We start from the raw sequence: 15,937 nt of genomic DNA, 5'->3' as shown, positions 1-15,937 counted from the left end.
ACAGGCTCAGACGCGCATAACCTCGTTTTTCGCCCGCAGAGGCGCAAATAGAAAAATGGGAGTTACGCCTTGGTTCGTCTGTCTGTTTCCAAACTCGTCTCGATCGGCGCCTCGGTCGGGGCCGCCGCCGCCCTGTTCGCCGTGGGCGCCGTCGCTGTCGCCCAAACTCGTCCCGATCCCCAGCCGGCCGTTTCCGGCCGCGCCCTGCCGGTCGGCAGCTATCGCGAGACCTGCCGCAACATCTCGCTGAACGGGGATCGGCTGCGCGCACGCTGCATCGCCAAGGACGGCCAGTCGGTGGCCTCGACCCTCAGCGTCCGCGCCTGCCGCGGCGCCCAGGTCCGCAACGACAACGGCCGCCTGACGTGCGACGCGGCGCCCGCCGCCCGCACACGCTGACGCCCGCCCCGGCCCCGGATACGCCGGGGCCGGGCCCGATCACATGGGCCAGAACAGCAGGATCGCCGGCGGACCGATCACCAGCACCAGCAGGCTCAGCGGCGCCCCCAGCTTGGGATAGTCCGAGAACCTGTACCCGCCCGGCCCCATGACCAGCGTATTGCACTGGTGCCCGATGGGGGTCAGGAAGTCGCACGCCGCCCCCACCGCCACGGCCATCAGGAAGGGGTCAGGCCGATAGCCCAGTTGCTGGGCCAGGGTCGCGGCGATGGGCGCCACCACCAGAACCGTCGCCGCATTGTTCAGGAAGGGCGTCACCGCCATGGCCGCGAACATCATGCCGGCCACCGCCACCACGGGCGGTATGCCCTGGAAGATCGACTTCAGCCCCCCGGCGATCAGATCCGCCCCGCCCGTCTGCTGGATCGCGTCCGACACCGGGATCAGGGCGGCGATCAGCACCAGCAGCGGCCCGTCCAGCGCGGCGTAGGCCTCGCGCATCTTCAACCCGCCCAGGGCCACGATCACCACCGCCGCGCCGAAGAAGGCGATGGCCACGGGGATCAGGCCGAACCCCACCATCACCATGGCGACAGCCAGAACCACGGCGGGCAGGAACTTCCGCCGCTGGCCGCCCAGCCGCATGTCCCTTTCCGCCAGGGGCAGCAGGCCCAGGGTCGCCAGCCGCCCCGGCAGGCCGGCCTCGGACCCCTGCAGCAACAGCACATCCCCCGCCTGCAGCTTGGCCGTCCGCAGATGCTGCGTCAGCTCATAGCCGCTGCGCGACACCCCCAGCAGGTTCAGCCCGTACTGGCCGTACAGGTCCAGCGACCGCACCGACTGTCCGGTCAGGGACGAGTCCGCCCCGATCACCGCCTCGACCAGATGGACCTCGTCCTTGGCCTCCTCCAGCAGCACCGGCCGGTCGCCGCGCACCAGCTTCAGCTTGGTGGCGACGATGAATTCCTCCAGCGCCTCCTGGTCGCCCTTGATCAGCAGGGTGTCCCCGGCCCGGATCAGGGTGTTGCCGCGCGGCCGGGCCTTGCGCTTGCCGTCGCGGATCAGGGCCATCACCTGGATCTCGTCCGGCGCCATGGCCTTCAGGGCGCTGATGGGCTTGGTCGCCAGCGTCCAGTCGTCGGGAACCCGCGCCTCGGTCAGATAGGCGTTGGCCGACAGGGCCGCCGACAGACCTATGGTCCCCGTCCGGTCCTTGGGCAGCAGCCGATAGCCGAACGTCAGGAACACCAGGGCGGCCCCCGTCAGGATCAGGCCCACCGGCGCATAGTCGAACATCTGGAACGGCGCCCCGACCATGTCCTGACGCACCTCGGCCACCAGGATGTTGGGCGCGGTCCCGACCAGGGTCACCATCCCCCCCGCCATGGCCCCAAACGCCATGGGCATCAGCAGCCGCGACTGTTTGGTCCCGGTGCGCCGGCTGACCTGCAGCGCGACCGGCATCATGATGGCCAGGGCGCCGACGTTCTTGGTCACCATCGACAACAGGGTCACGGCCGCCGTCAGCACCGGCACCTGGCTGCGTTCGGTCTTCAGGTGCGGCAGGATCCGCTTCAGCGCCAGTTCGACGATGCCCGACTTGGCGAAGGCCGCCGACACCACCAGGGCGCAGGCGATGATCACCGTCACATCGTTGGAAAAGCCCTCGAACGCCGCCTCGGCCGGGATCACCCCGATGGCCAGACCCGCCACCAGGGCCGCCACGGCGACCAGGTCATAGCGGAACCGGCCCCAGATGAAGGCCGCCACCGTCAGGCCGACCAGGCCGAAGGCCAAACCCTGTTGTAGTGTCACTCAGTTGCTCTCGCCCCCGGCCGCCCAGCGCCGCCGACGGACAGCAACGGCGGAAACGGCCGGAGGTTCAACACATCCGCGCCGGCGTCCCTTACCGGCCGACGACCAGTCGCCCCGCCGCCCGCAGGATCCGCCAGATCTCGGCCAGGAAGGCCCAGACCACGATGATCATCAGGATCGCCGCCAGACCGCCCGCGTCGTCCGCCGTGGGATGGAACAGCGCCCGCGCCCGTTCGGCGAACTCCGTCACCGTCCCGACCCAGATCACCGGCGTCAGCGGCGACCAGAACCACAGCCACGCCACGCCCCAGGCCGCTGCGGCGCCGAAAGCCATGTCGCCCAGGGCCGTCAGCCGCACATTCCCCCCCGACGCCGCCCGCGTCAGGTCGAACAGGATCCGCGCCACGACGAACAGGGTCACGGGCCAGTAGGCCGCATCGACGACCTGGACCAGGATCCGGCCGTAGTCGACGCCGTCCACCACCCCGGCCAGTTCCTCCGGCCGGATCGAGGCCATCGGCAACAGGCCGGTCCACCACAGCAGCAGCACGCCCCAGGCGATGGCGCTGGACACCGCCCGCGCGGCCGGCGACATCTCGGCGCTCTTGCGCACCGCCGGCCCCGACTTGGCGGCCGCGCCTTCACGCAGCGTCGCCCCGCCGCGCGCCAGCCTCTGGCCCCAGGTCTCGGCGTCGATATCGCCGCCCAGTTCGAACAGGCCCAGATCCTTGACCCGCCATCTGGCGATGAAGTCGGGCTTCTTCTCCTGCCGCTCCAGCACGAAGCCGATCAGGGTCACGACCCCGATCACCGACACCGCCCCGCTGAACAGGCTGGCGAAGGCCTGGCCTATGGCCTGACCCGCGTAGATGTCGCCGGCCAGCACCCGCGCCGCCAGTCCGATCAGGGTGACGCACGCCATCACCAGCAGCGCCGTCTTCACCGCGAACAGCCACCACGGATACAGCTCCGGCCCGATCAGCGCCTGCGGCCCCGACCGATAACGCGCCGCCACCGTCAGCGGATGGCCGACCTCGCGCAGCAGGGCCTCGACCTCGTCGTCGCTCGGCGCCCGGCCCAGCCGGTCCTCCAGCGCCTCGAGCCGGCCCATGATCTCGTCGCGCAGCTCGGCGACGATGTCGTCGCGCGTCGCCTTCGGCAACTGGGCCGCCACGGCCTTCAGATAGGATTCAACCAGGTCCATCCCACGCTCTCCCTCTTTCCCGATGTTCACAGCATCTTCTCCAGCGAGGCCGACAGGCCCCGCCATTCGGCCGCCAGCCGCGCCAGCATGGCCTCCCCGCGCGGCGACAGGCGGTAGAACCGCTTCTTGCGCCGCTCCTCCTCGCGCCACTCGCTGTCCAGCAGCCCCTGGCTCTCCAGCCGGCGCAGCAGCGGATACAGGGTGCTCTCCTCCATCTCGACCCCGACCTCGCCCAGGGCGACCCGCAGCGAATAGCCGTATTGCTCGCGCCGCAAGCTCGCCAGCACGGCCAGGATCAACGACCCCCGCCGCAGCTCCAGCCGCAGACTCTCGAACAGCAGTTCCTCATCCTGGCTCAAACCCGCGCTCCCGATCCACGACGTCGCATAGTGTGTGACGCACAGTGCATGAGACATACTGTGCGAGAGAGTCAAGCGAGCGATGGTTTCCGCATGAAGAAGGGCGCGGAGGGTTTCCCCTCCGCGCCCCAATGCCGACGATGCGTCGATCCGCTTAGAAGCTGCGGAAGTTTGCGCTGATGAAGAAGCGTCGGCCGAACAGATCGAAGTTATCCGCCGTCGTATTACCGAGCCAGCGCGCCGGCTCCGCGTCGAAGGCGTTGACCACGCCTGCACGCAGGGTGACGTCGTCCCGCACATCCCAACGCACCGAGAAATCGTGTTGGCTGAAATCGCCCGTCTCGATGTACTTCAGGCTCTCGTAGCGGTCCGGATTGGCCAGGATATTGTCGATGTCCTCGATTTCTTGGCTGGCCTGCCAGTCCCAGTCCCAGCTGAACGACAGGGTGTCCGTCGGCGACCAGGTCAGGGTGGACAAGAAGCGCACGCGCGGCGAACCGACGGTGTCCTGATAATCCGTACCGTCCGCCGGATCGTCGATGTTCACGTAATCGACCTGTTCGATCAGCCAGTTGCCGCGGATGGCGTGACGGAACGAGCCCCATCCACGCCCGCCGAAGCGGAACAGATCGCCGCCCCATCGGGCCGAGAAATCGACGCCCTTAGCCGTCAACGCCGCATAGTTGAGCGAGCCCTGGATGAAGCTGGTCACCTGGAAGCTGGTTGCGTCCCGCGTCTGGGTCAAGCAGGCCAGAGTATTGACCTGATCGCCGCTGACGCACTGGTTTGCGGCCGCCTGAGCGCTCACCGAGTCGATGGCGTCGTTGATCTCGATATCGTAGTAATCCATCGTGATCGCGAGGTTCGGCAGCAGGTAGTCCGGCGTCCAGGCGAAGCCGTAGCTGAAGCTTTCCGAAGTCTCGGGCTGCAGGAATTGGTTACCGCCCGCCAGGCCGGGCACCGAACCGCTGCCGTAGTTCGGCAGATAGGCGTTCGTCGCGCCCAGGTCGGCGAAGTTCAGATCCAGACCGGCAGCCGAGGCAAGCGCGCCGCAGTTGGCGATCCGGTTGGCCGCGATCGAGCGGTCAGCCAGATTGTTGATGACGGTCGCACTGCAAGGATCCGAGAAGCCGTTGGCGAAGGTCTGCCCCAGCGGCTCGTTGGTCTCGCTGAGGTTCGGCACGCGGATCGCGGTCGATTTGGTGGCGCGCAGCAGCAGTTGGTCGAACGGACGATAGGTTACGCCCAGGCTATACGTCTCCTGTTCGCCGACGTTGGAATAGTCGGAGAAGCGGTAAGCCCCGTTGATGTCCATAGACCGGCCCAACCAGGTGTCGCGCATGATCGGGACCTGAAGCTCGGCGAACATCTCGTTGGTGTCATACGACGCTTCCTTGAAATCCGCGCCGCTGTTCAGGAACAGCAGACGCCCTGCGCGGTCCCGATCACGCCCGATGCCGCTGGTGATCTCCTTGCGGTACTCGTAACCGACGACCGCACCGATCGGACCGGCGCCCCAGAAGTCCCACAGATCGCCGCCGGTAAAGGCGACGAAATCGTGCTGCTTGTTCTGATCTTCGACCTTGATCGAAGCCTGAATATAATCCAGCGCCTCTTGCGAGAAGCCGCCGGCGCCGAACACCCGCACAGGGGTGCAGTCGCTGATGACGTCGCCCTGGCGCGAATAGGTCGTGGTGACGCCGCCGCTGGTGAGGCTTGCGTTCGGCACGGCGACGCCTTGGGCGTTCAGCAGTTGCACGCGGCAGACCACCTCGCCCGCACGGCCGTTGACGATGCCAGCGGTGTCAACCACCGCGTCAGCGGCCGCCTGATAACGAACGATATCCACGCCCAGTTCGACGTTTTCATTGTCCATCTGGCCATAGGTATAGGCCGCTTCCCACCGAATATTGCGCACGAAGCCGAAGTCCGGCGCATCGCCCCGCAGACCCAGCACATAACGCTGCAGTTCGCGGGTGTTTTCCTGAGTCCGGGATGGGCCATACAGCTTGTGCTGGGCGCGCGGGTCGGCGACCGTTCCGGTCAGAACCCCGGCCGAGTTATAGACTTGCCGGCGGTTATTCGTGATCGCCAGGCGCACATCTTCCGCCAGATAGGCGTTGTCCAGCCCGATCTCGAACGCCGACGTCGCCGTGATCGCCCCGACCGTGCCCGGCGCGAACTGGCGGATGTTGAAGTCGTGGAATACCCGCTGACCGGCGTCATAGGTTTCTTCCTTGACGTACTTGGCCTCTCCGAAGGCCTCGATGGAATCGGTCAGCTTGAAGTTGAAGCCGGTCTGGAAGCGGTAGTTCTCCGATTCCGGAAGGCGGCTGTTCTGGCCCTGCTCGGTATTGGGGTTCTGACCCAGCCCCCCGTTGCTGACGGTGCGCGACAGACCCGTCTGCTGGCGAATCGGGCCGAACACCACAGCCTGCGAGGCGCCGGCGTCGGTATACAGATAGCTGTTGTTCGGATTGTTGGTCGGCGCGACCGAGAAGCAGTTCGCCGAGAACGAGGTGGCCGAGCAGGTCGCGAACGGCACGTCCGGATCGCTGGCGGGGCTACGTTGCACGCCGGTGGACAGAATCGTGATCCCGCCTCGGTCTGTGCCGCGAATATAGGTGCGCAGGTTGTTGACCAGGATCAGATCGATGACGCCGTCGCTGGACGCTGAGGACGGGTCTGCGTCGTTGCTGATGAAACCCCAGCCCTCCCGACGCCAGTCGACATCGCGGTCCAATACCTCGTCGCTGCGCTGATACTCGCCAGAGACATAGACGTTCAGACGATCTTCCAGGAACTTGCCCCCCCACAGGGCGGAGAGCCGCTCGCTCATCTGTCCGTCTTGGTTGACCTCGGCCAGCGATGCATCGACCTCGAGCCCGTCGAAATCCTTGCGCAGCGTGAAGTTGACCACGCCCGACACGGCGTCTGCACCGTAAACGGCCGCAGCACCGCCGGTGATCACTTCGACGTTCTCGATCAAAAGACGCGGAATCGTATCGACATCGACGGCCAGAGAACCGGGCGAGGACCCGACATGGCGACGGCCATCGACCAGGACCAGCGTACGAGCCGAGCCCAAGCCGCGCAGGTTCAGCAGCGACAGGCCGCCATCGTTCAGGTTCGATCCTGTAGTGTCTTCCGGCACTTGAGAGAATGAAAGCGCGGGAATGTCGGCGAGGAAGTCGATGACGTTAGATTCACCCGATTGCAAAACCTCTTCCTGGCCGATCTGGATCAGGGGCGTCGCGGCGGTGGTGGCGTCGCGGCGGATGCGCGACCCGGTGACGACGATCTCCCCAACTTCGGCAGCCTGCGAGCCTTCGGCCTCCTGCGCGGCGGCGGCGCCGACACTCCCCATCACTCCGGCCAGCACTGTTCCGGCCAGAAGGGCCCCACGCAAAGTCCGTCCAGCGTCCAAATTCACTCGCATGCATAACTCCCCGAATTGAGCGACTAATAGTCGCCGCAATGCACATGAGAGCGAGGCGACGCCACCTCATTTCAGCAAAACAGACATATATTTGGCGCCTGCGTATCAATTTGGTGACAAGTTTGCGCCTTTTGATTGTTCCGCTATCAACTTAGTCGAGTGACAAAGAAAAAGGCGGCGGACCGAAGCCCGCCGCCCTCTTCATTTCGAATCGACCGCGATCCCTAGAAGGACTTGGTCAGGTTCACGAAGGCCGTGCGGCCCAGGTAGTCATAGCCCGAGTACAGCGGGGCGTTGCCGACCCGGTTGTACACGCCCGACGAGATGGTCGGCGGGTTGTCGTTGAACAGGTTGCGAACGCCGAGCGTGGCGGTCCAACCATCGGACGCATACTGGACCGAAGTGTTGTGCAGCCAGTAGTCATCGGTCGCGAGGTCGTAGTCCGACGTAGCCGGATCTTCCCCGTAGTAGGCGTAGCTGTCGGTGCCCTGGATCCATTCGACACCGTAGCGCACGCGCCACTTGTCCCAGGCGTAGGAGACGTCGGCCGTTCCGGTGAACTCCGGATTGTCGATCATGCCGGTGTAGTCTTCCAGCGGATCTTCGGCGAACAGCTTGTTCGAGATTTCCGTGTACTGGGTGATCGCCAGGTTGAACAACGCCGTGCCGGGGCCGACGTCCTTGCGATAACGGACCGTGTAATCCAGGCCTTTCACATTGTCCGTCGCCAGGTTGACGTAGCTGTCGCGGACCGTGAGGCTGTTGTCCACCGCATCGCGCGTGACCAGTCGGCAGAAGCCGGCGTCGGCCGCGAAGTCGGCCGGGTTGGAGTCATAGCAGCGGGTCAGGATCTGGGCTGCACCGGTGCGCGACACGCCGTTCTCGACCTCGATCTCGTAATAATCGACGGCGAAGGCCAGATCGCCCCAGCCCGAGGGCAGCGGCGGCTGGACGACCAGGCCGACGGTCATGTTGGTCGAGGTTTCGGCCGCCAGGCCGGCGTCTGCGCCGCCTGCGGTGATCACCGTGACGCTGTTGGTCGACTGGAAGTCGCCCGCCAGGCCTTCGGCCGTGCAGTTGGCGACGCGGTTCGGGTTCACGCCCGGCGCGCCGTAGTTGTTGCAGCGGTCGTTGGTGTTCGACAGGAAGCCGGTGGTGGCGCCGACGAACTGTTCGAACAGCGCCGGGGCGCGGTACGAGGTGCCGTAGGTGCCGCGAACCGTGACCCAGTCGATCGGACGATAGACCAGACCGACCTTGTAGGTCGTGTCGTCGCCGTACGAGTCATAGTCGGTGTAGCGGAACGACCCGTTCAGGGTCAGCTCGCGGACGCCCGGCAGGTCGACCAGGATCGGCGCTTCGATTTCGCCGAACACTTCCTTCACCGAATCCGAGCCGCGCGTGATGGCCGAGGTCGAGAAGTTGTAGGTGTTGCCCAGCTGGCTATCCAGGCCCGGCGTGTCGTCGATTTCGGACTCACGCCATTCGGCGCCGAAGAAGCCCATGACGCGGCCGGCAGGCAGGCTGAACAGCGGGCCGTCGATGCCGATGCTAACCACTTTTTCGGTGAACTCGGTCGTGCCGGTCACCGGACGGAAGACATAGTCGACCCAGTCCTGCGGCAAGGCGCCACGGATGGTCTGCGCGTTCAGGGCGGGTGCGGCGACGCAGCCGGGGTTCGAAGCCAGTTCGGCGCACTGGAACTGGCCGGGCGCCGTTTCCACCACGTCCAGCGACTCGATCATGCGATCGGTCAGGAACTGTTCGCTGGTGTAGGTCGACTTGGACCGCGAATAGCTGACGTAGGCGTCATAGCGCCATTCCGGCAGGAACAGGTCGCCCTTGATGCCGGCGACATAGCGGCCGAAGTCCACTTCCTGTTCGGAATGGTCGTTGCCGAAGCCGATGAAGGCGCGGGCGCCGACATCCTGGCCCTTGTTCAGGCCCTGATCGCCCGAGATCGTGCTGAACGCCAGGCTGTCCGGGATCAGCGGGCTGCCCTTGGCGTAGTCCAGCGAGAGCTGGCGATAGCCGGTCTGCGAAGACTTGCGCTGGTTGAACAGGGCTTCGCCATAGACCTCGGCGTTCCCCAGGGCGTGAAGGTCATAGCCGACTTCGCCGTACAGGGTGGTGATGTCCACCGGCGAGATCAGCGACTCGTTCAGCATCCGGTCTTCGAAGGTGTCGCGGACGTTGAGGTCGTTGCCGGGGCCGCCCACGCCTTCAAACCCGGGCACGCCGCCGGCGACGCCCGCGTTCGGACGCCAGCGATTGAACACCGTCCCGACGGAACCGGGCGCGCCGACGCCCGCCGTGCCGATGAACGTCCGGGCGCCGCTGGCGCTGGGCGGACCCTCCACGCCCAGGGCGACGGTGTTGATCGTCACGCCGTTCGAGCCGGTCGTGGTGATCGGATAGCATTTCGACTGGCCGGTCAGCGGGTCGATATAGTCCTGGCCGTTGCGGAAGCCGTCGGTCTGGCAGCGCGTGAACTCGCGGTCGCGCAGGGTCAGTTCGTCACGCTCGTAGCGTTCGACCGAACCGGCGGCGCGCCAGCGGTCGGCACGGACGCCCGCCGTCAGCGACAGACGGGTCGAACCGCCCGCGCCATTGGCTTCCAACGGCTCGTTGCGCTGGCCTTCAAAGGTGACGCCTTCGAAGTTGTTGCGGGTCTGGATGTTGACCACGCCGGCGACGGCGTCCGAACCATAGACCGACGAGGCGCCGTCACGCAGCACTTCGACGCGGTCGATGATGGCGGTCGGCAGCACGTTCAGGTCGGCCGCGCCGACCGAACCGCGCGAACCGGCCGGCGAAACGCGACGGCCGTTCAGCAGCACCAGGGTGCGGCTCGGGCTCATGCCGCGCAGGCCGATGGTGTTGGCGCCGGGGCCGCCGTTGGTGACGTAGCCGCCGTACGAGTTGTTGATCTGCGAGGTGCCGCCGGTGACGGCCGTGCTCTGCAGCGCCTCCGTGGTCGAGGCGAAGCCCTGCAGGGTCGCCTCTTCGCGCGTCACGACCTGGGTCGGCGAGGGGGCGTTATAGTTGTCACGGCGAATACGGGAGCCGATGACGACGATGTCTTCGACGCTTGCGGACTCATCGGCCTGAGTAACGGTGGCGTCTTGAGCCATCGCGACAGGCGCTGAAAGCATGGACAGCGAAGCCGCCACAATTCCGCCGACCACAGTCGACGACAGAAGGTAATTTTTACGAGTACGCATACGCCTCATTCACAAACAGTATTGAACAATACTTAGGGAAACAGCTAGATATCGCGGATATATACCGATGGTATGTTAAATACATCCGTTATACGACCTTGTTAGGCATACGTTTTACACACCGCAACCAAAAAGTCGCATAATTGTACGAAAAATGGAGGAATTGGGCGCGATAGGTCACATGTTGCGGCGTATTGAAGCATTTTACTTCCACATCACGCCGCTTTGTCGCCATTTTTAGGCCTTGAACCGGCCGTTCACCGCCGCAAGCCCCCTCTCTGGCGCCGCCGCTTCCTGCGCACTAAGTTCTGTTCATGAACCGTTCTTCGACGCCGAAGCCCGCCGCCGCCAAGCCCGCCAAGCCCGTGCACACGCCCGACCCCGGCGTGCGCGAGGCCGCCGCCGCCTTCAAGCGCGACACCGGGAAAATGCCGATGTTCGCCCCGGTCACCGGCCCGCGCCTGACGCCGGAGGAGCCCGTCGCCGCCCCCGCCGACTGGGTGCCCCACCGCCCCTCGCACGAGGGCAAGAAGAAGGGCGGCCGCTTCCGGCTCGAGACCCAATACACCCCCGCCGGCGACCAGCCCGCCGCCATCGCCGAACTGGTGGCCCAGGCCGAGGCGGGCGACCGCGACCAGGTGCTGCTGGGCGTCACCGGCTCGGGCAAGACCTTCACCATGGCCAAGGTCATCGAACAGACCCAGCGCCCGGCCCTGATCCTGGCCCCCAACAAGACCCTGGCGGCCCAGCTCTACTCCGAATTCAAGTCATTCTTCCCGGACAACGCCGTCGAATATTTCGTCAGCTACTACGACTACTACCAGCCTGAAGCATATGTACCAAGAACTGATACATATATCGAGAAGGACTCGTCCATAAACGAGCAGATCGACCGGATGCGGCATTCGGCGACGCGGGCGATCCTGGAGCGGGAGGATGTGATCGTCGTGGCCTCCGTCTCCTGCATCTACGGCATCGGGTCGGTCGAGACCTATACGGCCATGACCTTCACCCTGAAGGTGGGGGACCAGATCGACGAGGCGAAGCTGCGGGCCGATCTGATCGCGCTGCAGTACAAGCGCAACGACCTGAACTTCGACCGCGGCATGTTCCGCAAACGCGGCGACGTCATCGAAATCTTCCCGGTCCACCTCGAGGACCGCGCCTGGCGCATCAGCCTGTTCGGCGACGAGCTGGAGGCGATCCAGGAGTTCGACCCCCTGACCGGCAAGAAGACCGCCGACCTGACCGAGATCACCGTCTACGCCGCCAGCCACTATGTGACCCCGCGCCCGACGCTGAACCAGGCCACCCAGGGCATCAAGGCCGAGCTGAAGGAGACGCTGGACTGGATGATCGAGAACGGCAAACTGCTCGAGGCCCAGCGCCTGGAACAACGCACCCGTTTCGACCTGGAGATGATGGAGGCCACCGGCAGCTGCGCCGGCATCGAGAACTACTCCCGCTGGCTGACCGGCCGCGCCCCCGGCGAGCCCCCGCCCACCTTCTTCGAATATATCCCCGACAACGCCCTGCTGTTCGTGGACGAGAGCCACGTCACCATCGGCCAGATCAACGGCATGTTCCGCGGCGACTACCGCCGCAAATCCACCCTGGCGGAATACGGCTTCCGCCTGCCCTCCTGCATCGACAACCGCCCGCTGAAGTTCGAGGAATGGGAGGCCATGCGCCCCCAGACCGTCCACGTCAGCGCCACCCCCGGCGCCTGGGAGATGGACCAGGCCGGCGGCGTCTTCGTCGAACAGGTCATCCGCCCCACCGGCCTGATCGACCCGCCCGTCGAGATCCGCCCGGTCTCGGGCCAGACCCGCAACCAGGTCGACGACGTCATCGACGAGGTCAAGGCCACCACCCGCGCCGGCTACCGTTCCCTGGTCACCACCCTGACCAAGAAGATGGCCGAGGACCTGACCGAATATATGCATGAACAGGGGATCCGCGTCCGCTACATGCACTCCGACGTCGACACGCTTGAGCGGATCGAGATCCTGCGCGACCTGCGTCTGGGATCCTTCGACTGTCTGATCGGCATCAACCTGCTGCGCGAGGGGCTGGACATCCCCGAGTGCGGCCTGGTCGCCATCCTGGACGCGGACAAGGAGGGCTTCCTGCGCTCCGAGACCTCATTGATCCAGACCATCGGCCGCGCCGCGCGCAACATCGACGGCCGCGTCATCCTGTACGCCGACCGCATGACCGGCAGTATGGAGCGCGCCATCGCCGAGACCGACCGCCGCCGCGAACGCCAGATGGCCTATAATACCGAACACGGCATCACGCCCGAAAGCGTCAAGCGCGACATCAAGGAGCTGATGGACAGCCCCTATGAGTCCCGCGAGATGGACCGCCTGACCCGCCCCGGCGTCGCCGAAGCCTCCAAACCCTTCGTCGGCTCAAACTTCCAGGCCGCCCTCAAGGACCTGGAAGGCCGCATGCGCGAAGCCGCCTCCAACCTGGAGTTCGAGGAAGCCGGCCGCCTGCGCGACGAGATCAAGCGCATGAAGCTGCTGGACCTGGAATTCGCCAACGAGGCCCTGACGGGGGCGGGCGAAGAGGTGGACCGGTCGGCGCCGAAGAAGTGGCGCGCGGAAGCGGCGGCGGAGAAGGCGGAGGCGTTTAGGAAGGGGCGGCTGTAGGGGAGGATCGCTAAGGTTGTGCAGCGACAAAGCTAAATGGCTATTACCGAGGCAGCTCAGCTAGTTGACTTCCGGCGGCTAAAGACATCCTTTACGTGCTTTGGGCACACGCTCAATTAGAGAGCTTTGAGGCGCGGTTGGATGGCTTACACTGCAACGATGATTCCAATAATGCTCGCTTCTCCGGGCGATGTACTAGAAGAGCGAAGCATAGCTAGAGATGCAATGCACGAATGGAACTATATACATTCGTTATCGACACAGACCGCTTTAATGCCTGTAGGTTGGGAAACTCATTCCGCACCAGATCTAGGAGGTCGCGCTCAAGAACTCATAAACGATCGCGTGCTCGCAGACTGCGATCTTTTAGTCGGAATTTTTTGGACTCGCCTCGGCACTCCGACTGGCGACTCAGCCAGCGGCACGGTCGAAGAAATTCAGAAGCACCTAGATGCCGGCAAGCCTGCCATGGTGTATTTTTCCTCTGCGCCCGTAGCCCCTGAGAGTTTAGATCCTACTCAATACGCTGCTTTAAGTGAGTTTCGGGATTGGTGCAAAGCCAAAGGCATTATCGAAACATATTCGAACTACTCAGATTTTAGAGACAAGTTCGTACGGCAACTTCAAATCCAGCTTCGGAAAAATCCCTACCTGGTCGAACTCTTATCCACCCAAACTAGCACCGATGCTAAGGGAGTAGAGAGCGCTGCAATACCTCCTCCCGCCCAGGCACCGGAATCGCTCATGTCAGCCGAAGCCAAGGAGCTTCTTTTAGAAGCGACAGCAGGCAATGATGGGATGATCATGCGTCTGGCAACACTGGGCGGTCGCTATGTCCAAGCAAATGGGAAGTCATTTGGAGACCCTCGTGACCGTCGATCGAATGCGAGATGGGAATATGCTATCGAGGAACTGGTAGATCAGGGCTTCCTGATAGCTAGAGGGGTCAAAGGCGAGGTCTTCGAAGTGACCGCCAGGGGCTACGATACAGCCGATAGGTTGCGTGCAGCCGTCTGAGGATCGCTATGTGCTAAAGGCCTAAGGTTGACGCCTCCAAAGTGAGGACGTTGTCAGTTGGCCGACCTTGATCGCCATTTTAGCGCCCCTGTGGTGCAGGTCATGCCCTGGGCCTTCATCACCGTTCTGGTCCCTTCTCCCCTTGCGGGAGAAGGTGGCCGAGCGCAGCGAGGTCGGATGAGGGGTTACACCGGCCCTGACGATCCACGCCAAACCGACCCCTCATCCGGCCCTGCGGGCCACCTTCTCCCGCAAGGGGAGAAGGAAGGGCGATTAGCGCCCTGGTAAAGACCGTCGCCGTCATACTAACCTAAGGTTGGCGGGGAGAATGGGTTGGTCGATCAGGGCAAATATGGCCGCGACTGGGATGAGGAGGAGTTAGACCTCATCGTCGCCGACTATTTCGCCATGCTCGACGACGCCGTCTCTGGTCGTCCGCTGGTCAAGTTGCACCATGCCAAGGCCTTGTCACAGCAGATCGGCCGAACCGTCGGCTCGGTCGGTCAGAAGTACGGAAACATCTCCGCCGTCCTGACCGAACTGGGCATGCCCAAGCTGAATGGTTTCGGTAGTCGGCCGAACTACCAAGAGGCCATCTTCTCCGCACTAGAACGCCATCTCGACCAGAATCCAGCCGCTTGGGACATCGGGATGCCATTGCGCGACTCCCTGCGGGCCCAAGCGACCGAACAGCCGACGTATGGAAGCGGAGTGTCGGAGCCCTCGACCACGTTTGAGCCTGCGCCCCTGCTGATGACCTCGGCCCCTCCCCTTGGCGCGGATAGGCCCCGACGACCCGCGGGTCTGTCGCGACTGGTTCGGAAATTCGATCCGGCGGCTCGCGATCAGCGGAACCGGCAGCTTGGCTTGTTAGGCGAAGAGCGCATCTTCCATCACGAACGCGCCCGTCTGATCGCTCATGACCGGGCGGATCTAGCGACGAAGGTTGAATGGACGTCGCAGGAACGCGGAGACGGGGCCGGATACGACATCCGCAGCTTCGACCCCATGGATGGTCGTGAGCGACTGATCGAGGTGAAGGCCACGCGTGGCGGCCCATCGACGGACTTCTTCCTCACGCGAACGGAATGCGAGGTGGCGCAGGAGCGGCCTGACGCGTGGCGGCTTTACCGGGTGCATAGCTTGCCCGTCCGGCCGGAATTCTTCGTCCTCGCGCCGCCGTTGGAAACAGCAGTGGTGCTGACGCCGGAGGCGTGGCGGGCGTCCTTCTGACCCCTCATCCGACCTCGCTGCGCTCGGCCACCTTCTCCCGCAGGGGGAGAAGGAAGGAGTTGCAATCTTGACGAGCGTTCCGCACAATCTTAATATGAACGACTGGCTGCAATCCCGCGCCAAACAGATGCGCCGCGAGCCCGTCCATTATGAGCGGCGGCTGTGGGGGCTGTTGCGGGATCGGCGGCTGGCGGGGCTGAAGTTTCGGCGGCAGATGGTGATCGGGCGCTATATCGTCGACTTCGTCTGTCTGAGGCATCGGCTGATCGTCGAGGCGGACGGGCCGCAGCATGACGACCGGATCGAGGACGCCGAGCGGGACGCCTGGCTGCGCGAACAGGGGTTCCGGGTGCTGCGGTTTGCGAATGGGATGATCGGGAACCAGCGGGAAGAGGTGCTGTCGGCCATTGTGGCGGCGACGGAGGAAGGCCTGACGCGCGACTAAACCTTCCTTCTCCCCTTGCGGGAGAAGGTGGCAGCCGAAGGCTGACGGATGAGGGGTTTCACCGGCCCTGACGGTTCAGGCCGAACCGACCCCTCATCCGGCCCTGCGGGCCACCTTCTCCCGCAGGGGGAGAAGGAAGACGCCG

The 15,937-nt window shown here is 64.6% G+C and carries 9 protein-coding genes and 1 pseudogene; 5 read left to right on the top strand and 5 right to left on the bottom strand.

The features are described from left to right. The first annotated feature begins 69 nt into the window (after positions 1–69). The gene (locus tag GYM46_RS11505) at positions 70–399 is read left to right on the top strand and encodes a hypothetical protein (RefSeq protein WP_008261145.1); all 330 of its coding nucleotides are present in this window, start codon (positions 70–72) and stop codon (positions 397–399) included. A gap of 39 nt (positions 400–438) precedes the next feature. Here GYM46_RS11505 and GYM46_RS11500 read toward each other — a convergent pair whose 3' ends face one another. From GYM46_RS11500 to GYM46_RS11480, 5 genes are all read right to left on the bottom strand, one after another. Then, entirely contained in the window at positions 439–2,214 is a 1,776-nt protein-coding gene (locus tag GYM46_RS11500; RefSeq protein ID WP_040349734.1) for an SLC13 family permease, read from the bottom strand. Positions 2,215–2,305: 91 nt separating this feature from the next. Beyond that, positions 2,306–3,418 (bottom strand): HAAS signaling domain-containing protein, encoded by a 1,113-nt coding sequence (locus GYM46_RS11495; protein WP_008264212.1) that lies wholly within the window; start codon positions 3,416–3,418, stop codon positions 2,306–2,308. Positions 3,419–3,444: 26 nt separating this feature from the next. After that, entirely contained in the window at positions 3,445–3,777 is a 333-nt protein-coding gene (locus GYM46_RS11490; protein WP_008261789.1) for a PadR family transcriptional regulator, read from the bottom strand. 154 nt (positions 3,778–3,931) lie between these two features. After that, complete coding sequence (locus GYM46_RS11485; RefSeq protein WP_164952702.1) at positions 3,932–7,186, bottom strand: TonB-dependent receptor domain-containing protein; 3,255 nt, start codon at positions 7,184–7,186, stop codon at positions 3,932–3,934. Positions 7,187–7,440: 254 nt separating this feature from the next. Beyond that, the gene (locus GYM46_RS11480; protein ID WP_230307675.1) at positions 7,441–10,350 is read right to left on the bottom strand and encodes a TonB-dependent receptor domain-containing protein; all 2,910 of its coding nucleotides are present in this window, start codon (positions 10,348–10,350) and stop codon (positions 7,441–7,443) included. Between the two features lie 404 nt (positions 10,351–10,754). Here GYM46_RS11480 and uvrB point away from each other — a divergent pair, with 404 nt between their 5' ends. The 4 genes and pseudogenes from uvrB to GYM46_RS17040 all read left to right on the top strand — a co-directional run. Beyond that, positions 10,755–13,097 carry an excinuclease ABC subunit UvrB gene (gene uvrB, locus GYM46_RS11475; protein WP_008261817.1) on the top strand — a complete coding sequence of 781 codons (2,343 nt, stop codon included), beginning with the start codon at positions 10,755–10,757 and terminating at the stop codon, positions 13,095–13,097. Between the two features lie 141 nt (positions 13,098–13,238). Next, positions 13,239–14,114 (top strand): hypothetical protein, encoded by an 876-nt coding sequence (locus tag GYM46_RS11470; protein WP_083793387.1) that lies wholly within the window; start codon positions 13,239–13,241, stop codon positions 14,112–14,114. Between the two features lie 333 nt (positions 14,115–14,447). Next, complete coding sequence (locus GYM46_RS11465) at positions 14,448–15,347, top strand: DUF3883 domain-containing protein (protein WP_008260248.1); 900 nt, start codon at positions 14,448–14,450, stop codon at positions 15,345–15,347. Between the two features lie 151 nt (positions 15,348–15,498). Then, positions 15,499–15,715 (top strand): annotated as a pseudogene (locus GYM46_RS17040) (DUF559 domain-containing protein); the annotation flags it as partial. Positions 15,716–15,937 lie beyond the last annotated feature (222 nt).

The organism is Brevundimonas mediterranea, assembly GCF_011064825.1.
GTDB classification, from domain to species: Bacteria; Pseudomonadota; Alphaproteobacteria; order Caulobacterales; family Caulobacteraceae; genus Brevundimonas; species Brevundimonas mediterranea_A.
The sequence above is the reverse complement of the archived record's forward strand: the minus strand, read 5'-3'. Positions and strand labels throughout refer to the sequence as shown.